Origin of the sequence: Agromyces sp. GXQ0307, from assembly GCF_044769845.1 — a bacterium.
In the GTDB taxonomy this organism is placed as follows: domain Bacteria; phylum Actinomycetota; class Actinomycetes; order Actinomycetales; family Microbacteriaceae; genus Agromyces.
The window spans coordinates 884182-901548 of sequence record NZ_JBIZVY010000003.1 but is presented as its reverse complement, the minus strand read 5'-3'; the positions used below and the strand labels follow the sequence as shown (position 1 = coordinate 901548).

The following is a 17367-nucleotide window of genomic DNA, read 5'->3' as shown; positions in this document are numbered from 1 at the left end:
TGTCCGAGGCACCACCGCCACCAGCATCCGATCGCGCGCGCCGACTCGTGAAAAGGAACTCAGCCATGCCCAGCACCACCGTCAAGCTCATCGCCGCGCTCGCCGCAGCACCCCTCGTCATCGGCCTCGCCGCCTGCTCGACGGCCGGCGCTGCCGAGGGCGACGAGGTCGTCCGCATCGGCGTCGTCGGCAAGTCCGACGCGCAGTGGCCCGCGTTCGAGGAGGCCGCGGCGGAGGCCGGCATCGACATCGAGCTGGTCGACTTCGCCGACTACACGCAGCCCAACCCGGCGCTCACCGAGGGCGAGCTCGACCTCAACCAGTTCCAGCACATCGTCTACCTCGCCGACTACAACGTCTCGGCCGACGCCGACCTCACCCCGATCGGCGCGACCGCGATCTACCCGCTCGGCCTCTACTCGCTGGAGTACGACTCGGTCGAGGACATCCCCGCAGGCGAGACCGTCGCCGTGCCCGACGACCCCTCGAACCTCGCCCGCGCGCTCCTCGTCCTCCAGTCGGCCGGGCTCATCGAGCTCGACGGCGGCGGCTCGATCTTCTCGACCGTCGACGACATCGACGAAGCGGACTCCAAGGTGAAGGTCACGCCGCTCGAGGCGTCGCTCACCCCGACGAGCCTGCCCGACGTCGCGGCGGCGATCATCAACAACGACTTCGTGCAGGACGCCGGCCTCACCTTCGCCGACGCGATCGCGCAGGACGACCCGAGCGACCCGAACGCGCTGCCGTACGTCAACATCTTCGCCGCCCGCGCCGACGACGCGGAGAACGAGACCTACCTGAAGCTCGTCGAGATCTTCCAGACCGACCCCGAGGTGCAGGCCGGCCTGCTCGAGGCATCGGGCGACACCGCGGTGGCGCTCACCACCCCGGTCGCCGAGCTCGCCGACTCGCTCGCGACCGTCGAGGACGACACCCGCGCCCAGGGCTGACCCGCCCGGGCCGCAGCAGACACCACGACACATCCGTCGCACGCGCGGGTGGCGCGCCCCGACCGGGCGCCGCCACCCGCTCGCGTGCGTCGAGGAGGTACCCCATGGCGCTCGTCACCCTCGAGCACGTCACCAAGTCCTACCCGCCCGCCGGACGCGGCGCCGACGCCGTCACCGCGGTCGACGACGTCTCCCTCGAGATCGAGGCCGGCGACGTCTACGGCATCATCGGGTACTCCGGTGCGGGCAAGTCGACGCTCGTGCGGCTCGTCAACGCGCTCGAGCCCGCGACGAGCGGATCGATCCGCATCGACGGCCGCGAGATCACGGGCCTCCGCGAGCGCGAGCTCCGCGGCATCCGCCTCGGCATCGGCATGATCTTCCAGCAGTTCGAGCTCTTCGACGCGAAGACCGTGCGCGGCAACATCGCGTACCCGCTGAAGGTCGCGGGCTGGCCGAAGGCCGACATCCGCGCGCGCGTCGACGAGCTGCTCGCATTCGTCGGGCTCTCGGACAAGGCCGGCGCGCACCCCGACCAGCTCTCGGGTGGGCAGAAGCAGCGCGTCGGCATTGCCCGCGCGCTCGCGACGCGCCCGCGCATCCTCCTCGCCGACGAGGCCACGAGCGCGCTCGACCCCGAGACGACGCAGGAGGTGCTCGCGCTCCTGAGGCGTGTCAACGAGGAGCAGGGCGTCACGATCATCGTCATCACGCACGAGATGGACGTCATCCAGTCGATCGCGACGAAGGTCGCCGTGATGGACCGGGGGCGGGTCATCGAGCACGGCGCCGTCTTCGACGTGTTCTCCGCCCCGCGGCATCCGTCGTCGCAGAAGTTCGTCGGCACGGTTGTCAAGGGCGTGCCCTCGCCCGCCGAGCTCGCGGTGCTCCGCGAACGGCACGAGGGGCGGATCGTGACGTGCTCGTTCCGCGACGGCGACGCGTCGCAGGCGCGCGTGTTCCTCGACCTCGCCGAGGCCGGGCTCGAGTTCGAGCTCGTCTACGGCGGCATCAACGACATCCGCGGGCGCGCGTTCGGCCACCTCACCCTGGCCGTGCGCGGCGACGACGCCGCGATCGACCGCGCGCTCGTCGCGGTCGCCCGGCATGCCGACGTCACGGAGGTGCGCTGATGGAACGGCTCCTCGAGCTCGGCCCCGAGTTCTGGGCCGCGGCGGGCGAGACCCTCTACATGGTCGCGCTCACGATGCTCTTCGGCGGCGCGGGCGGGTTCCTGCTCGGCCTCGGGCTCTACGCCACGCGGCGCGGGGGACTGCTGCCGAATGCCGTCGTGAACAACGTGCTGAACGTCGTCATCAACTTCTTCCGGCCGATCCCGTTCATCATCTTCATCGCCGCGGTGCAGCCGCTCACGCGCGCGGTCATCGGCGTGGGCATCGGCACGGATGCCGCGATCTTCGCGCTCTCGCTCGCGGCGTCGTTCGCGATCGGGCGCATCGTCGAGCAGAATCTGCTCACGGTGCGGCCGGGCGTGATCGAGGCCGCGCGATCGATGGGCGCCGGCCCGTGGCGGATCCTCCGTACGGTCGTCGTGCCCGAGGCGCTCGGTCCGCTGATCCTCGGGTACACGTTCATCGTCATCGCGTTGATCGACATGTCGGCCATGGCCGGCCTCATCGGCGGCGGCGGCCTCGGCTACTTCGCGCAGCTGTACGGCTTCCGGCAGTTCGAGCCCGTCGTGACGTGGGCCGCGGTGCTGCTCATCGTCGTGTTCGTGCAGGTCGTGCAGTACGTGGGCAACTGGCTCGCGCGGCGGGTGCTCAGGCGGTAGGCGCGGGCGAGCCCGCGACGCGGGGTGCGTCGCGGGCTCGCCCGCCTCCGTCGTCCGCGGTCTCAGACGGATCCGATGCCCACCCGGGCGCGGCTCCGGATCTCGCCGAGCGCCGCCGATGCGGCCTCGGCCTCGGCGGCGCCGAGGACGGCCGAGCCGACGATGCGCCGCGCCGCGACTCGCCGCGGCCACAGGACGAGCGCCACCGCGGCGCCGATCGTCGCGAGCGCTCCGAGGATGGGCCAGGCCACGACGACGCCGGCGCTCGTGCCGACCCATCCGGCGATCGGGTAGGTGACGAGCCACGCCAAGTGCGACAGTGAGAACTGGGCCGCGAACGCGGCGGGCAGCCCCTCCGGCGGTGCCGAGGCGCGGATCACCCGTCCGGTCGGCGTGATGACCATGGCCATCCCGGCGCCGATCGTCGCCCAGATCGCGGCCATGACGCCCCAGAGGGCGAGGCCGGTGGCGGTCATCGTGATCGCGGCGGCCACGCCGGCGACCAGCACGGCCGCTCCGGTCATCATGACGTGGCGTTCGGCGATCCGGTCGAGCACCTTCGGCAGGAGGAGGGCGATGAGCAGCGTGCCTCCGCCGGAGGCGGCGAGCATCCACGCGACGTCGGCCTGCGTGCCGCCGAGTTCGTCGCGCACGAGGTTGACGGTGCTGACGACGACGATCGAGCCGGCCGCCGCGACGACGAGGTTGAGGGCGAGGATGCCGCGGAGGCGGGGCGTCCGGGCGAACAGCGTGACGCCCGACGCGACGCGGTCCCAGATCCGACGCTCGCCGGTGGGACGGGCGTTCGGGATCCGCGTCGAGAGCACGAGCGCCGCCGACACGACGAACCCGATCGACGTGCCGATGAACAGCCAGCTGAAGCTCATGAACATCAGGGCGATCGCGGCGAGCACCGGGCTCAGGAGGCTCTCCATCGTGTAGGCGACCTGCGATGCCGACAGCGCCCGCGTGTACTGGTTGCCGTCGGTCACGATGTCGGGGATGACGGCCTGGAACGTCGGGGTGAAGGCGGCGGATGCCGCCTGGAGGAGGCCGATGAGCAGGTAGACATGCCAGATCTCGGTCACGAAGGGGAGTGCGAGCACGACGCCTGCCCGGACCGCGTCGAGCAGCGCGAGGAAGGCGCGGCGCGGCAGGCGGTCGGCCCAGGCCGCGGCGATGGGGGCCACCACGACGTAGAGGACCATCTTGATGGTCAGGGCGGTGGCGAGGACGGCGGCCGCGTCGGAACCGGCGAGGTCGTACGCGAGCAGGCCGAGTGCGACCGTCGCGAGTCCCGTGCCGAAGAGTGCGATGACCTGGGCGCTGAACAGGTGACGGTAGTCGCGGAGGGCGAACAGTCGCATGATGTCACTCCTTGCTTCGGGCCTGTTGGTGGGCACAACCAAGTACCCCCCGGGGGTATTCCCGAATGCAGGAGCGTTTCTCGATGATCCGCCGGCGAGGTGCGCCGGGCAGACCGGCCCGCGACTTGCGGCCGGCTCAGGCGAAGCCGAGCGAGAGCTTCCGGAGCAGTGCCGCGAGCCGCCGCTGCTCGGCGGGCGGCAGGCCGGCCAGCAGCTCGGACTCGGAGTCGACGAGCCGCGTGATCGCCGCGTCGACACGCGTGAGGCCAGCGGGCGTCATCTCGACGAGGATGCCGCGGCCGTCGTGCGGGTCGGTCTGCCGCGTCACGAGTCCGCGCGCGACGAGCCGGTCGATCCGGTTCGTCATCGTCCCGCTCGAGACCAGCGTCTGCGCGAGCAGCGCCTTCGGCGGCAGCCGGAACGGCGCGCCCGCGCGGCGGAGCGCCGACAGCACGTCGAACTCCCAGGACTCGAGCTCGGACCGCTCGAACGCCTGCTTGCGGGCCCGATCGAGGAGCTTCGCAAGCCGCCCCACCCGTGAGAACACCTGCAGCGGCGCGAAGTCGAGGTCGGGACGCTCGCGCTCCCAGTCGTCGACGATCCGGTCCACCTCATCCTGGTCGCCGGTCGTCATGCGGCCAGTATCCCACCGGCGACCGCTCGGCCCGGCCGACCGCTCGGCGTGATCGGAGCGGAGTACCGGGGCGTTCGGGTCGACGGGTGCCGCGTGGCAGACTTGTGGGCGGCGTCCGCGGGTCTCGCAGCCCGAGCCGGGCGCGGTCCGCCATGGTGTAACGGCAGCACGACAGCCTTTGGAGCTGTGAGGCCCAGGTTCGAATCCTGGTGGCGGAGCATGGACAACAACCTCGCCATCATCGTGCTCGCCGCGGGTCAGGGCACCCGCATGAAGTCGGCAACCCCGAAGATCCTGCACCCGCTCGCGGGCGCCCCGATCATCGCCCACGTGCTCGCCACGGCACGCGCCCTCGACGCGAAGCACGTGGTGGCCGTCGTCCGCCACGAGCGCGACCTCGTCGCCGGCGCGATCCAGGCCGAGCTGCCCGAGGCCGTCATCGTCGATCAGGACGAGATCGCCGGCACCGGACGCGCGGTCGAGCAGGCGGTCGCGGCACTCCCCGGCGACTTCGAGGGCGACGTCCTCGTGCTGAACGGCGACGTGCCGCTCCTCAACGCCTCGACGCTCGCCGAGCTGCTCGAGCGGCACCGAGCCGACGGGCTCGCGGCATCCGTCCTCTCGGCGCGCTACGACGACCCGACCGGGTACGGACGCATCGTCCGCAGCGCCGAGGGCGCCTTCGACCGCATCGTCGAGCAGAAGGACGCCACCGAGGACGAGCTCGCCATCGACGAGGTCAACGCCGGCGTCTACGCGTTCGGTGCGGCGGCGCTCCGCGACCAGCTCGCGAACCTCACGACCGAGAACGCCCAGGGCGAGAAGTACCTCACCGACCTCATCGCGCTGCTCCGCGCGGCCGGTTCCGAGGTGAAGGCGCGGCCGGTCTCGGAGGCGTGGCTCGTCGCGGGCATCAACGACCGGGCGCAGCTCTCCGAGACCGCCGCGCGCCTCAACGCGCTCATCGTGCGCGGCTGGCAGCTGAACGGCGTGACGATCGAGGACCCGGCGACGACCTGGATCGACCTCGCCGTGCGCATCGAGCCCGACGTCACCATCCGCCCCGGCACGCAGCTCAAGGGCGCCACCGCCATCGCGACGGGGGCGATCGTGGGGCCCGACACGACGCTCGTCGACTGCGAGGTCGGCGAACGCGCCGAGGTCAAGCGGACGGATGCCACCCTGGCCGTGATCGGCGCCGACGCCTCCGTCGGTCCGTTCGCCTACCTCCGTCCGAACACGGTCCTCGATGCGGACGGCAAGATCGGCACCTTCGTCGAGACGAAGAACGCGCACATCGGCCCCGGCAGCAAGGTGCCGCACCTGTCGTACATCGGCGACACCGAGATCGGCGAGGGGTCGAACGTCGGTGCCGGATCGATCACCGCGAACTACGACGGCGTGAACAAGCACCGCACGACGATCGGCTCGCACGTGCGAACGGGGTCGCACGGCGTGTTCGTCGCGCCCGTTACGATTGGGGACGGGGCGTACACGGGGGCAGGCACGGTCGTCCGGAAGGACGTACCGGCCGGTGCGCTCGGCGTGAACGTCGCCCCGCAACGCAACATCGACGGATGGGTCCAGCAGCACCGCGCCGGGACGGCGGCCGCAGAGGCGGCCGAGGCCGCGCGCGATGCGGGCGAGGCCGATGCCGGCGAGGGACGTGAATCCGAATAGGACCCGGCCGGGCCGGTGGGAAGGACTGCAACCATGTCGGGAATCGAGACCACCGGATCCAAGCGGCTCGTCCTCGTGTCGGGACGCGCGCATCCGGCGCTCGCGAAGCACATCGCCGCCGAGCTCGGCAGCGAGCTCGTCCCGACCGACGCGCGCACCTTCGCCAACGGCGAGCTCTACGCCCGCTACGACGAGAGTGTGCGCGGGTCCGACGCGTTCGTGATCCAGTCGCACGCGTCGCCCATCAACGAGTGGCTCATGGAGCAGCTCATCATGGTCGACGCCCTGAAGCGCGCCTCGGCGAAGCGCATCACCGTCGTCTCCCCGTTCTACCCGTACGCCAGGCAGGACAAGAAGGGTCGCGGACGCGAGCCGATCTCGGCGCGCCTCGTCGCCGACCTGTACAAGGCGGCCGGCGCCGACCGGATCATGTCGGTCGACCTGCACGCCGCGCAGATCCAGGGCTTCTTCGACGGCCCGGTCGACCACCTGTTCGCGATGCCGGTGCTGCTCGAGGAGTTCAAGAACTCGCTCGATCCCGAGACGCTCACGGTCGTCTCGCCCGACATGGGCCGAGTGCGCGTCGCCGACATCTGGTCCGACAAGCTCGGCGTGCCGCTCGCCATCATCCACAAGCGCCGCGACCCCCTCGTGCCGAACCAGGTCTCGGTGCACGAGATCGTCGGCGACGTCGCCGGCCGCGTGTGCCTGCTCGTCGACGACCTCATCGACACGGGTCGCACGATCGTCAAGGCCGCCGAGGCGCTGAAGGCGAACGGCGCGACCGGCGTCGTCGTCGCCGCCACGCACGCGGTGTTCTCCAACCCGGCGACCGAGATCCTCCAGTCCGACTTCATCGACCGCGTCGTCGTCACCGACACGCTGCCCCTGCCCGAGGAGAAGCGGTGGGACCGCCTCACGGTGCTCCCCATCGCGCCGCTCCTCGCTCGCGCCATCCACGAGGTCTTCGAGGACGGCTCCGTCACGAGCATGTTCGATGGGGCCGCCTGATGGCGGATGCCGCGGCCAGGCCCTGGCTCGCGAGCTACGCCCAGGGCGTCCCGCACACGCTCCCCGCGCCCGAGGGATCGCTGATCGACCTGATCCACCGCACGGTCGAGCAGTACCCGGATCGACCCGCGCTGGAGTTCTTCGGCCGCGTCACGTCGTACGCCGAGCTCGGCGAGCAGATCGATCGTGCGGCGGAGGGCCTGCGTCGGCTCGGGGTGCAGGCGGGCGACCCGGTCGCGATCGTGCTCCCGAACTGCCCGCAGCACATCGTGGCGTTCTACGCCGTGCTGCGGCTCGGTGCGATCGTCGTCGAGCACAACCCGCTGTACACGCCGCGTGAGCTCCGCCACCAGTTCGAGGACCACGGCGCGAGGGTCGTGCTCGCGTGGGACAAGGTCGTCGCGACGATCCAGGACTTCCCCGACGACCTCGCGATGCGGCACATCGTGTCGGTCGACCTCACCCGGGCGATGCCCTTCACCACGCGCCTCGCGCTGCGCCTCCCGATCGCGAAGGCCCGCGCATCGCGGGCCGCGCTCACCACCGGCGTCGTGGGCACCGTCCCCTGGCGCGAGCTCGTGGCATCCGACCGCATCGCACCGCACATCCATGGGCCGCGCGTGGGCGATGTCGCGCTCATCCAGTACACGAGCGGCACGACCGGCAGCCCGAAGGGCGCCGCGCTGACGCACGCCAACCTGCTCGCGAACGCGGCGCAGGCGCGCGCATGGGTGCCCGACATCGAGCGCGGCACGTCGGTCGTCTACGCGGTGCTGCCGATGTTCCACGCGTACGGGCTGACCCTGTGCCTGACCTTCGCGATGAGCATGGGGTCGCGGCTCGTGCTGTTCCCGCGGTTCGACCCCGACCTCGTGCTGAAGGTCGTGAAGAAGCATCCGCCGACGTTCCTGCCGGCGGTGCCGCCGATCTACGAGCGCCTCACCGCGGCGGCGGCCGAGCAGGGCGTGTCGCTCCAGGGCATCAGCATCGCGATCTCCGGAGCGATGCCGCTGTCGGCATCCGTCGTCGAGCCGTGGGAGGCGAAGACCGGCGGCTACCTCGTCGAGGGCTACGGGCTGTCGGAGTGCTCGCCCGTGCTCATGGCGAACCCGGTCGCGCCGACCCGCAAGGCGGGCACCGTCGGGCTGCCTCTGCCCGACACCGAGTGCCGGGTCGTCGACCCCGACGAGCCGATGAACGACGTGCCGGCCGGGGAGCGCGGCGAGCTCGTCGTACGCGGACCGCAGGTGTTCGGCGGCTACTGGAAGAAGCCCGAGGAGACGGCGGCGGTCTTCGTCGACGACCCCTCCGGCGGAGCGCCGTGGTTCCGCACCGGCGACATCGTCACGATCGACGACGACGGCTTCGTGCGCATCGTCGACCGGATCAAGGAGCTCATCATCACCGGCGGCTTCAACGTCGCGCCGAGCGAGGTCGAGGACGCGATCCGCCAGCACCCGGATGTCGCGGACTGCGCCGTCGTCGGTATGCCGGACGAACGTTCCGGCGAGGAGGTCGTGGCCGCCGTCGTGCTCCAGCCCGGCGCCACCCTCGACGCGGAGGCGATCCGCACCGCGGTGCGGGACCGGCTGACGCCCTACAAGGTGCCCCGCCGCGTCGTCGCGGTCGACGATCTGCCGCGCTCGCTCATCGGCAAGGTGATCCGTCGACAGGTGCGCGAGCAGCTGCAGGCCGAGTCGGCGCAGCCCGACGGGCTCCCCGACGGCGAGACCTCGGCCGACTAGGCGTCGCGGCCGGGAGCGGCCGGCTTCGGGAACGCGGGCATCGGTCCGAGGTTGCCGAGCACCGTGCTCGCGCCCGACGGCGCGACCGCGACGCACAGCCATCCGGGCCCGCCCCGCGCGAAGAGGTCGAACTCCACGCGCGACTCGTCGAGCGCGCTGAGGTCGGCGACGTACGCCGCGCACGCGTTCGCGGCGGCCGACCGGGCGACGCCGAACGCCGAGAGCACGAGCGGGAGCACCATCGCGCCGAGCGCGAGCACCACGGCGATGCGGATCGCGCGCCTGCGGCGGGCGCCCACCACGGGTCCGTCGTCGAGTCCGCCGGACTCCTCCCACCCGCTCGCGGGCTCGTGGTTCACCATGGCGAGCTCGCGAGCATCGACCAGGTCGCCGCGGCGCAGGCGAGCAGCGTGGCGCCCAACACGGTCCACGCCATGGGCAGCGGGAGTGGCAGCGGCGTGCCCGCGGCGGCGAGCGATCGCCTCCGCTGCCAGCCGACGCCCAGGATGGCGGCGGCGCCGGCCAGGAGGACGACGGAGGCGGCGACCAGCCAGGTCTTGTCGCTGATCAGCCCTTCACGGAGGACGAGGAGGGCGTTCACGGCGACGGCGAACGAGGTGCGGGACCACGCGAGGGCAGTCCGCTCGGGCTGAAGGCCCGGGTCGCGCGCCGTGGCATCGGTCATGACGTCACCACGAACAGCACCGCGAGCACGGCGGCGGCGAGGAGGCCGACCGCCGAGATCAGCGGCAGCACCCAGCTGAACGGGAGCGGGCCGTTCCGGCGCATCGCGATCTCGTTGGCCCGCCAGCGCGTGTATGCGCCGATGCTGAGCACCGCGGCCGCGATGGCGAGCACGACGGCGAGCACCAGGACCGCCACGCGGGGCTCGAGTGCGGTGGCGAACTGGTCGAGGAGCACCGCGCCCGCGAGCAGCGCGAGCGCGGTGCGGATCCACGCGAGGAAGGTGCGCTCGTTGGCGAGGGTGAACCGGTAGTCCGGGTCGTCGCCGTCACGGCGCCACGATGGTTCGCGCACCGACACCTCCTTCCTCCCGTGGGATCCGTGCCTCCAGTATCGGTCAGTGGGAGGACGGCGTCGTCTCGATCTCGCTGCGGTCGCCCGACCAGAGCGTGTGGAAGACGCCGTCGCGGTCGACGCGCTTGTAGGTGTGCGCGCCGAAGAAGTCGCGCTGGCCCTGCACGAGCGCCGCGGGGAGGCGGTCGGCGCGGAGGCCGTCGTAGTAGGCGAGCGACGACGCGAAGGCGGGCGTCGGGATTCCGGCCTGGGCGGCGGTCGCGACGACGCGACGCCAGGCCGATTGTCCGCCGGCGATCGCGTCGCGGAAGTACGGTGCGACGGCGAGGGCGACGAGCGAGGGGTCGTCGGCGTAGGCCTCGGCGATGCGGTTGAGGAACCGGGCGCGGATGATGCAGCCGGCGCGCCAGATCTTGGCCACGTCGCCCTTGTGCACGTCCCATCCGAACTGCTCGGCGCCGGCGATGATCTCGTCGAAGCCCTGCGAGTACGCGATGATCTTCGACGCGTAGAGCGCCTTCCGGACGTCCTCGATGAACGCGTCCGCGTCCTCCGGAGCGACCGTCCACGTCTCGTCGGGGCCGGGCAGGTCGGCGGCGGCGACGCGCTGAGCGCGCTTCGAGCTCAGCGAGCGCGCGAACACGGCCTCCGCGATGCCGGAGGTCGGCACGCCCAGGTCGAGTGCGTTCTGCACCGTCCAGGCGCCCGTGCCCTTCGCGCCGGCCTCGTCGAGGATGACGTCGACGAGCGGCTGTCCGGTGGCGGCATCCGTCTGGCGGAGCACCTCGGCCGTGATCTCGATGAGGTAGCTCTCGAGTTCACCGGTGTTCCACTCGGCGAAGACGTCGGCGATCTCCGCGGGCGTCTTCCCCGTGCCGCGGCGGATGAGGTCGTACGCCTCGGCGATGAGCTGCATGTCGGCGTACTCGATGCCGTTGTGCACCATCTTCACGAAGTGGCCGGCGCCGTCGGTGCCGATGTGGGTCACGCACGGTTCGCCCTCGGCGACGGCCGCGATCGAGGCGAGGATCGGGCCGAGCGTCTCGTAGGACTCGACGGATCCGCCGGGCATGATCGACGGGCCGTGCAGCGCGCCCTCCTCGCCGCCCGAGATGCCGGCGCCGACGAAGTGGATGCCGGTCGGCTTGATCTCGGCCTCGCGGCGGATCGTGTCGTGGAAGTTCGCGTTGCCGCCGTCGACGATGATGTCGCCCGGCTGGAAGCGCTGGACCAGCTCGGAGATCACGGCGTCGGTGCCCCGGCCGGCCTGCACCATGATGATGGCCGTGCGGGGCCTGGCGAGGGACGCGACGAAGTCGTCGTAGCTCTCCGAGGCGACGAAGCCGGCCTCGGGGTGCTCGCCGGTGAGCGTGTGCGTCCGCTCGGGGGAGCGGTTGAAGACCGCGACCGTGTTGCCCTCGCGGCTGGCGAGGTTGCGGGCCAGGTTCGACCCCATGACGGCGAGGCCGACGACCCCGATGTTGGCGCTGGCGGTGGTGGTGCTCTCGGGCATGCTCATGGCTCCTGCGTCGGTGCGGTTTCCGGGACCACGCTAGCAGCGAGGTCGCCGTCAAGAATCAGACGAGAATCAGTATCGCATCGAATAAATATGATTTAAACGGATGGCGCGGTGTGACGTTCCACCGTCCGCGGCACGCCGGCGCGGCATCCGTCAGGTCGCGGGCTGGGCCCTCGGGATGTCGCGCCAGGTCCGCTCGACGTCGTCGGCCGTGCGGCCCAGCACTCGGAGCATGGCCTCGCGCGCGGCATCAGTCCGGCCCGCGAGGATCGCGTCCGCGACGTCGACGTGCCACTGCATGGCCTCCTCGCTCGGGTGCGCGGGCATGAGTCCGCTCGAGGTGCGCCCCCGCAGCACCTCCCCGACCGCGTCGCCGAGTGCCGCGAACATCTCGTTGCCCGACGCGCGCAGCACTGCTCGGTGGAACTCGACGTCGTGGGCGAGGAACGCGTCGGCATCGCCGGCACGCCCCGCCGCGCGCATGGCCGCCGCGATGCCCATGAGTTCGGTGCCCTGTTCGGGCCGCGCGAACCGGGCCGCGAGCTCTGCGGCGGCCGGCTCGACCGCCGTCCGGAGTTCGGTGAGGGAGCGCAGCTGCGCGCCCTTGCGCTCCGACTCGAGTCGCCACCGGATCACCGACGGATCGAACAGGTTCCACGACGCCATCGGCAGCACCCGGATGCCGACGCGGCGCACGGACTCCACGAGACCCAGCGACTGCGCGACGCGCACGGCCTCGCGCACGACCGACCGGGAGACCCGGAGGTCGGCCTCGAGCACCTCGGTGCGGAGTACCGCACCCGGCTCGAGCTCGCCCGACACGACCCGCGAGCCGAGGTGCTCGACGGCGAGGTCGTGCAGTCGGGAACCCATGCCGCGAGCATAACGGCGCGTCCGAGGCCGATCAGGTGGATGCGATGCCGTGGCGCTGCTCCCAGCGCCGTGCGGCGCGAGCCCGCCGAGTGAGCACGCGATCCAGCCGGCGGAAGTCGCCGGCGAGGATCCGGTGCGTCGCCCACCGCGGCAGCCATCCGGCTTGCCAGCGCAGCGAGCCGCCGAGGTCGCCACGGTAGTCGGCCCTGATCCGCGTCACCGCCCCGGAGGCCGTGCACGCGTACTCGACGCGCGCATTCCAGGGATCGGACGAGAGCCAGACGACCCGGCGGTCCTCCTCGAGGAGCTCGAGCGTGTCGATGAAGTGCGCTCGGAACGGCCCGATCCGATCCGTCGACATCCACCTCGTGCCGACCCGGACGGGTCCGTCGTCGAGCTGCCGGCGGAACGCGACGGCCGGCGCGAACTCGTGCCACCGCATCGGATCGGCGAGGTAGGGGAACACCGCCTCGACCGGGTGGTGCACGGTCGCGACCACGACGACGTGGCGCGCCCACCGACGTGGGCGAGGGCGAGGCGCCGCACGACCCGGGTCGGCCGCGTCCCGCTGCCCGGGAGCGTCCCCCTTCACGCGCGTGAGTGTATTTCGCCGGCCCGCCACCCGCAATCGCTCGGCGCCCGCATCGGCCGATCGCCATCGAGGCGGGCGACCGCCCGGGTGTAAAATCGGCGTGTCCGTCGCGCGATGCGGCATCCACCCGTCTCGCCGTGGCGAGATCGGGGGAGAAGATGGCCGAGAAGCTGCCGTCGTCCGGTTCCCTTCCCGACGGCCAGGTCGCGGGCTGCGACACGTCGGGCATGATCCTCGTCCATCGCATCTTCCGCTGGCTGTACCGCGAACTGCCGCTGCTGGTGCGCGAGGTGCAGGCCGGCGACGTCGAACGCGCCGGAGTGGTCGGGATCTACGCGAAGCTCGACTTCTTCGCGCTGCACCTGCACCACCGCACCGAGGACACCGTCCTGTGGGACCGACTCGCCGCCCGCGACCCCGCCTGCGCCGTGCACGTCGAACTCATGCGAACCCAGCACGCCGAGGTCGCGTCGCAGCTCGCCCGGATCGAGCCCCAGCTCGACCCGTGGCTCGAGAGCGCCGACGCCGAGCTCCGCGACGCGTTCGCGGGCGACATCGAATTCCTCCGCGACACGCTCCTCGTGCACCTCGGACGGGAGGAGGACGACATCCTCCCGGTCGCCGGCGCCGTGATGTCGCAGCAGGAGTGGGACCAGCTCGAGGCGCACACGCGTGCGACGCTCCTGGCGCGCCGCAGGGACTTCCCGAGGGACGTGCTGTCCCTGCAGCTCGGCCTGCTCCTCGCGAGCGTCCCCGAGGCCGAGCGTGACGAGTGGTACCACGCGAACGTCCCCGCCCCGATCCGCCTGCTCTACCTGCTCCTGATGAAGCGGAGGTACGACCGCGCGATGCAGGAGCTCTACCCCGACCGCCCCGTCCCGTCGATGTTCTGAGCGACGACGCCGCACCGGATCGGGTCAGGCCGCGAGCGCGCGACCGGCGGCGAGGACCTCGGCGGCCATGAGCAGTGCGGCGAGCATGACGAGCCGGAAGAGCGTGCGCGACGGTGGTCTCAGGAACGCCGTGGCGAGCGCCGTCGCCGCGACGACGACGACCCCCACGAAGCACGCCCACGACAGCGGGGCGACGCTCGAGAGCTCGCCGCCCGCCGAGCCGACGAGGGCGACCGCACCTCCCGCGACGACGGCGACCGCGGCGACCGACGTCGCCGTCCTCGGTCCCCAGCGGTGCGGGAGGCCGCGGACCCCCGTCGCGGCATCCTGCTCGAGGTCGGGCAGCACGTTCGTCAGGTGCACGGCCGCGCCGAATGCGGCGCCGGCGATCCAGGCCCACGGCGGAGCGACGGCGGGATGCGGTGCGGACAGCGTCGCGAGGCTCGGGAAGATCCCGAAGCTCACGAGGAACGGCACGATCGACGCCGCGGTCGACTTCAGCCACGCGTTGTACGCCCATGCCGATCCGAGCGCGAGGGCGTGCGCGGCGAGCATCGCCCAGCCGAGCAGCGCCGACAGGACGAGGGCGCATGCGAGCGCGGCGAGGGCCGCAGCCCAGGCGGCGCGGATCCCCACCTCGCTGCGCGCGATCGGCTTGTCCGGTCGCGATGCCAGTCGATCGCGCGGGGCGTCGATCGCGTCGTTCGAGATCCCGACCGAGACCTGGCCCGCGAAGACCGCGAGGGCGAGCAGCCCGGTGCGGGCCGGCTCGAGCGCCGCGGACCAGCCGAGCGCCAGCGCGAGCGCGGTGACGATCGTCGTCGGTCCGGGGTGCGACGACCGCCACAGGGCCCCCGGGGTGCTCACAGGCACGATGCTCTCACATCGCATCGAGCGGCCCGCGGCATCCGGTAGACTGACCCACTGAACTTCGGCGAGGGATGCCGCCGGAGCCGGGCTCGTCCCGGTGCGGCATCCGTTATCGACGCGGTGGAACCAGGCTCACGGCTGTTCCTCACGCTGGCTGCGCGCGCAGCCCCGGGCGTTCGAGTTGACACAACGCAAAAACCCACTCTGGGCCGCGAGCCCGCAAGGAGCCATCATCATGGACGAAGACAACAAGGTCGTCGCAGAACTGCGCGAGTCGTTCGGCAAGGGCGCTGCCCGCAAGATCCGCGCCGCGCACAAGATCCCGGCCGTGCTCTACGGCCACGGCAGCGAGCCGAAGCACGTGACCCTGCCCGGTCACCAGACCGCACTGCTCATCCGCAAGGCGAACGCCGTGCTCGACCTCCAGATCGAGGGCAAGAGCCAGCTCGCGCTCGTCAAGGACGTGCAGAAGGACCCGGTGCACCAGATCATCGAGCACATCGACCTCATCGTCGTCAAGCGCGGCGAGAAGGTCCAGGTCGAGGTCCCCGTGCACGTCGAGGGCGAGCCCGCCGCCGGCACCATCGCCGACCTCGACGCGGTCACCCTGTCGCTCGAGGTCGAGGCGACCCACATCCCCGAGAACGTCGTCGTGAGCGTCGAGGGCCTCGAGGAGGGCACGAAGGTGCTCGCGAGCGAGGTCGAGCTGCCCAAGGGCGCGACCCTCGTCAGCGACCCCGAGGCGCTCGTGATCAACGTGCACGTCCCGCAGAAGGTCGACCTCGGCGAAGAGGCTGAGGCGGCCGAGGGCGAGGAGGCCGCCGAGGCCGCCGAGGCGCCTGCCGAGGAGACCGAGGGCGAGTCGGCCGAGTAGTCGATCCCGCTTCGTCGCGAGGGTCCGCGGCGCCGCGTCCGGGTACGCTCGGATCGCGGGGCCGCGGGCCCTCCGCCGTTCCCACCACCCCTGTCCGGGAGGCATCCGTGAACCTCATCGACCGCCTCCTGCATCGCCGGAAGGACGAGGTCGTGTCCGACAACACCTGGCTCGTGATCGGCCTCGGCAACCCGGGCGCGCAGTACGCCGGCAACCGGCACAACGTCGGGCAGATGGTCGCCGACGAGCTCGCGTCGCGCGTGGGCGCGACGTTCAAGAGCCACAAGACGCCGTCGCGTGTCGCCGAGGGCTTCCTCGGTCCCGGTCGGCCGAAGCTCGTGCTCGCCAAGCCGAACAGTTACATGAACACCTCGGGCGGCCCGGTCTCGGCGCTGCTGAAGTTCTACTCGCTCGGCGTCGACCGCCTGATCGTCGTGCACGACGAGCTCGACATCCCGTTCGACACCGTGCGCCTGAAGCGCGGCGGCGGCCACGGCGGGCACAACGGCCTCCGCGACATCCAGAAGGCCGCGGGCTCGCCCGACTTCACCCGCGTGCGCGTCGGCATCGGCCGTCCGCCCGGTCGAATGGATGCCGCGGACTACGTGCTGCGCGACTTCGCCGGTCCCGAGCGGGCCGACCTCCCGAACCTGCTGTCGGACGCCGCGGACGCGGTCGAGGCGGTCGTCGAGCACGGGCTCGTGGCGGCGCAGCAGCGGTTCCACTCGCCTGCGTAGCTCCACGAGGGTCGGGCTAGATCAACCCGCGCAGGAACTCCTCCGGTGTCTGACCGGCCGCGCGAGCACGCTCGACCAGCCGGGTGTGCTCCTCGGTGGTGAGCTCGAGCGACAGCGTCCGCCAGTCGGCCTCGGGCTCGTCGAAGTCGAAGAGCGCCGCATCCTCGGTCGCGCGGTCGGCGAGCGCTGATGCTGCGGGAACGGCGGGCTCGGACGCCGCTGACCCGGCGGGAAGCGCGGCCGACGCGGCAGCCGTCGCCGGCTCGCATCCACCGGCCCAGCCGGGACCGGATGGAATGTCGCCGCCGCGGCGGTACGCTTCGGCGACCGCGCGGGCGCGCTCGTCTGCAGCTTCGTTCATGGGGTGGCCGACGTGGCCGCGGACCCACTCGAAGCGGTAGCGGCGCCCCGCGAGCTCGGCGTCGAGCTGCTCGAGCAGCTCGCGGTTCAGCACGGGGGCACCGTCGGCCTTTCGCCAGCCCTTGCGCTTCCAGCCGGCCATCCACTTCGTGACCGAGTTGATCACGTACTGACTGTCGCACTGCACGAGCAGTTCGTCGTCGAGGTGCGCGGTCGCACGGAACAGCTCGAGCACCGCGGTCAGTTCGCCCTGGTTGTTGGTCGCGCGGGGCCACCCGCCCGCCGCCCAGCAGTCGTCGGAGACGTACCAGGCCCAGCCCGCCGGGCCAGGGTTGCCGAGGGCCGAGCCGTCGGCGGCGGCGATGATCATGCGGTGGTCCTTCCGATGGAGCGGGCGGCGACCATGCTATCGGCGCCCGCCGACGGCAT

At 71.8% G+C, this 17367-nt stretch carries 19 protein-coding genes and 1 tRNA gene; 10 read left to right on the top strand and 10 right to left on the bottom strand.

The features are described 5' to 3' along the window. Positions 1 to 65 precede the first annotated feature (65 nt). The 3 genes from ACIQH8_RS14240 (at position 66) to ACIQH8_RS14230 (ending at position 2745) form a co-directional block, all read left to right on the top strand. Complete coding sequence (locus tag ACIQH8_RS14240; protein ID WP_400999711.1) at positions 66 to 953, top strand: MetQ/NlpA family ABC transporter substrate-binding protein; 888 nt, start codon at positions 66 to 68, stop codon at positions 951 to 953. Positions 954 to 1057: 104 nt separating this feature from the next. After that, positions 1058 to 2086: a methionine ABC transporter ATP-binding protein gene (locus ACIQH8_RS14235; RefSeq protein WP_400999709.1), complete on the top strand. Its 1029-nt coding sequence runs from the start codon at positions 1058 to 1060 to the stop codon at positions 2084 to 2086. After that, positions 2086 to 2745 carry a methionine ABC transporter permease gene (locus ACIQH8_RS14230; protein ID WP_400999707.1) on the top strand — a complete coding sequence of 220 codons (660 nt, stop codon included), beginning with the start codon at positions 2086 to 2088 and terminating at the stop codon, positions 2743 to 2745. The genes ACIQH8_RS14235 and ACIQH8_RS14230 overlap by 1 nt, the downstream gene beginning before the upstream one ends. A gap of 62 nt (positions 2746 to 2807) precedes the next feature. On the opposite strand, the gene ACIQH8_RS14225 is transcribed toward ACIQH8_RS14230, so the two are convergent. Both ACIQH8_RS14225 and ACIQH8_RS14220 read right to left on the bottom strand, forming a co-directional pair. Then, positions 2808 to 4112, bottom strand: coding sequence for an MFS transporter (locus ACIQH8_RS14225; RefSeq protein WP_400999705.1), 1305 nt, complete (start codon positions 4110 to 4112; stop codon positions 2808 to 2810). A 136-nt stretch (positions 4113 to 4248) separates the two neighbouring features. Then, positions 4249 to 4746, bottom strand: coding sequence for a MarR family winged helix-turn-helix transcriptional regulator (locus ACIQH8_RS14220; RefSeq protein ID WP_400999703.1), 498 nt, complete (start codon positions 4744 to 4746; stop codon positions 4249 to 4251). A 146-nt stretch (positions 4747 to 4892) separates the two neighbouring features. Between ACIQH8_RS14220 and ACIQH8_RS14215 the strand changes: the two genes are divergently transcribed. The 4 genes from ACIQH8_RS14215 (at position 4893) to ACIQH8_RS14200 (ending at position 9182) form a co-directional block, all read left to right on the top strand. After that, positions 4893 to 4964, top strand: a tRNA-Gln gene (locus ACIQH8_RS14215). 1 nt (position 4965) lies between these two features. Then, complete coding sequence (glmU, locus tag ACIQH8_RS14210; RefSeq protein WP_400999701.1) at positions 4966 to 6426, top strand: bifunctional UDP-N-acetylglucosamine diphosphorylase/glucosamine-1-phosphate N-acetyltransferase GlmU; 1461 nt, start codon at positions 4966 to 4968, stop codon at positions 6424 to 6426. Between the two features lie 33 nt (positions 6427 to 6459). Further along, positions 6460 to 7437, top strand: a complete 978-nt coding sequence (locus tag ACIQH8_RS14205; RefSeq protein WP_400999699.1) for a ribose-phosphate diphosphokinase — start codon at positions 6460 to 6462, stop codon at positions 7435 to 7437. Beyond that, positions 7437 to 9182, top strand: a complete 1746-nt coding sequence (locus tag ACIQH8_RS14200; protein WP_400999697.1) for a long-chain-fatty-acid--CoA ligase — start codon at positions 7437 to 7439, stop codon at positions 9180 to 9182. The genes ACIQH8_RS14205 and ACIQH8_RS14200 overlap by 1 nt, the downstream gene beginning before the upstream one ends. Here the strand turns inward: ACIQH8_RS14200 and ACIQH8_RS14195 are convergent. The 6 genes from ACIQH8_RS14195 to ACIQH8_RS14170 all read right to left on the bottom strand — a co-directional run bounded on the left by ACIQH8_RS14195 (position 9179) and on the right by ACIQH8_RS14170 (position 13204). Further along, positions 9179 to 9544, bottom strand: a complete 366-nt coding sequence (locus ACIQH8_RS14195; RefSeq protein WP_400999695.1) for a hypothetical protein — start codon at positions 9542 to 9544, stop codon at positions 9179 to 9181. The two genes, ACIQH8_RS14200 and ACIQH8_RS14195, sit on opposite strands and share 4 nt — an antisense overlap. After that, the gene (locus ACIQH8_RS14190; RefSeq protein WP_400999693.1) at positions 9538 to 9867 is read right to left on the bottom strand and encodes a DUF202 domain-containing protein; all 330 of its coding nucleotides are present in this window, start codon (positions 9865 to 9867) and stop codon (positions 9538 to 9540) included. Before ACIQH8_RS14190 ends, ACIQH8_RS14195 begins: the two co-directional genes overlap by 7 nt. Beyond that, positions 9864 to 10220, bottom strand: coding sequence for a YidH family protein (locus ACIQH8_RS14185; RefSeq protein WP_400999691.1), 357 nt, complete (start codon positions 10218 to 10220; stop codon positions 9864 to 9866). Before ACIQH8_RS14185 ends, ACIQH8_RS14190 begins: the two co-directional genes overlap by 4 nt. 43 nt (positions 10221 to 10263) lie before the next feature. Then, entirely contained in the window at positions 10264 to 11733 is a 1470-nt protein-coding gene (gene gndA / locus ACIQH8_RS14180; protein ID WP_400999689.1) for an NADP-dependent phosphogluconate dehydrogenase, read from the bottom strand. 159 nt (positions 11734 to 11892) lie between these two features. Continuing rightward, positions 11893 to 12612 carry a FadR/GntR family transcriptional regulator gene (locus ACIQH8_RS14175; protein WP_400999687.1) on the bottom strand — a complete coding sequence of 240 codons (720 nt, stop codon included), beginning with the start codon at positions 12610 to 12612 and terminating at the stop codon, positions 11893 to 11895. A 31-nt stretch (positions 12613 to 12643) separates the two neighbouring features. After that, entirely contained in the window at positions 12644 to 13204 is a 561-nt protein-coding gene (locus tag ACIQH8_RS14170; RefSeq protein ID WP_400999685.1) for an SRPBCC family protein, read from the bottom strand. A gap of 158 nt (positions 13205 to 13362) precedes the next feature. On the opposite strand from ACIQH8_RS14170, the gene ACIQH8_RS14165 reads away from it, so the two are divergent. After that, positions 13363 to 14097 carry a hemerythrin domain-containing protein gene (locus ACIQH8_RS14165; protein ID WP_400999683.1) on the top strand — a complete coding sequence of 245 codons (735 nt, stop codon included), beginning with the start codon at positions 13363 to 13365 and terminating at the stop codon, positions 14095 to 14097. A 24-nt stretch (positions 14098 to 14121) separates the two neighbouring features. Here the strand turns inward: ACIQH8_RS14165 and ACIQH8_RS14160 are convergent, their stop codons facing one another. Continuing rightward, positions 14122 to 14964 carry a UbiA family prenyltransferase gene (locus ACIQH8_RS14160; protein ID WP_400999681.1) on the bottom strand — a complete coding sequence of 281 codons (843 nt, stop codon included), beginning with the start codon at positions 14962 to 14964 and terminating at the stop codon, positions 14122 to 14124. A gap of 238 nt (positions 14965 to 15202) precedes the next feature. Between ACIQH8_RS14160 and ACIQH8_RS14155 the strand changes: the two genes are divergently transcribed. Then, positions 15203 to 15841 carry a 50S ribosomal protein L25/general stress protein Ctc gene (locus ACIQH8_RS14155; protein ID WP_400999679.1) on the top strand — a complete coding sequence of 213 codons (639 nt, stop codon included), beginning with the start codon at positions 15203 to 15205 and terminating at the stop codon, positions 15839 to 15841. Positions 15842 to 15948: 107 nt separating this feature from the next. Beyond that, positions 15949 to 16578, top strand: coding sequence for an aminoacyl-tRNA hydrolase (gene pth, locus ACIQH8_RS14150; protein ID WP_400999677.1), 630 nt, complete (start codon positions 15949 to 15951; stop codon positions 16576 to 16578). Positions 16579 to 16594: 16 nt separating this feature from the next. Here pth and ACIQH8_RS14145 read toward each other — a convergent pair whose 3' ends face one another. Then, on the bottom strand, positions 16595 to 17308 hold the full coding sequence (locus tag ACIQH8_RS14145; protein WP_400999675.1) for an RNase H family protein: 714 nt from the start codon (positions 17306 to 17308) through the stop codon (positions 16595 to 16597). Positions 17309 to 17367 lie beyond the last annotated feature (59 nt).

Excerpts from the sequence above, each read along its gene's own strand:
- ACIQH8_RS14240 (WP_400999711.1), top strand. The coding sequence starts at position 66 with ATGCCCAGCACCACCGTCAAGCTCATCGCCGCGCTCGCCGCAGCACCC.
- ACIQH8_RS14235 (WP_400999709.1), top strand. The coding sequence starts at position 1,058 with ATGGCGCTCGTCACCCTCGAGCACGTCACCAAGTCCTACCCGCCCGCC.
- ACIQH8_RS14230 (WP_400999707.1), top strand. The coding sequence starts at position 2,086 with ATGGAACGGCTCCTCGAGCTCGGCCCCGAGTTCTGGGCCGCGGCGGGC.
- ACIQH8_RS14225 (WP_400999705.1), bottom strand. The coding sequence starts at position 4,112 with ATGCGACTGTTCGCCCTCCGCGACTACCGTCACCTGTTCAGCGCCCAG.
- ACIQH8_RS14220 (WP_400999703.1), bottom strand. The coding sequence starts at position 4,746 with ATGACGACCGGCGACCAGGATGAGGTGGACCGGATCGTCGACGACTGG.
- glmU (WP_400999701.1), top strand. The coding sequence starts at position 4,966 with ATGGACAACAACCTCGCCATCATCGTGCTCGCCGCGGGTCAGGGCACC.
- ACIQH8_RS14205 (WP_400999699.1), top strand. The coding sequence starts at position 6,460 with ATGTCGGGAATCGAGACCACCGGATCCAAGCGGCTCGTCCTCGTGTCG.
- ACIQH8_RS14200 (WP_400999697.1), top strand. The coding sequence starts at position 7,437 with ATGGCGGATGCCGCGGCCAGGCCCTGGCTCGCGAGCTACGCCCAGGGC.
- ACIQH8_RS14195 (WP_400999695.1), bottom strand. The coding sequence starts at position 9,544 with ATGGTGAACCACGAGCCCGCGAGCGGGTGGGAGGAGTCCGGCGGACTC.
- ACIQH8_RS14190 (WP_400999693.1), bottom strand. The coding sequence starts at position 9,867 with ATGACCGATGCCACGGCGCGCGACCCGGGCCTTCAGCCCGAGCGGACT.
- gndA (WP_400999689.1), bottom strand. The coding sequence starts at position 11,733 with ATGCCCGAGAGCACCACCACCGCCAGCGCCAACATCGGGGTCGTCGGC.
- ACIQH8_RS14175 (WP_400999687.1), bottom strand. The coding sequence starts at position 12,612 with ATGGGTTCCCGACTGCACGACCTCGCCGTCGAGCACCTCGGCTCGCGG.
- ACIQH8_RS14165 (WP_400999683.1), top strand. The coding sequence starts at position 13,363 with ATGGCCGAGAAGCTGCCGTCGTCCGGTTCCCTTCCCGACGGCCAGGTC.
- ACIQH8_RS14155 (WP_400999679.1), top strand. The coding sequence starts at position 15,203 with ATGGACGAAGACAACAAGGTCGTCGCAGAACTGCGCGAGTCGTTCGGC.
- ACIQH8_RS14145 (WP_400999675.1), bottom strand. The coding sequence starts at position 17,308 with ATGATCATCGCCGCCGCCGACGGCTCGGCCCTCGGCAACCCTGGCCCG.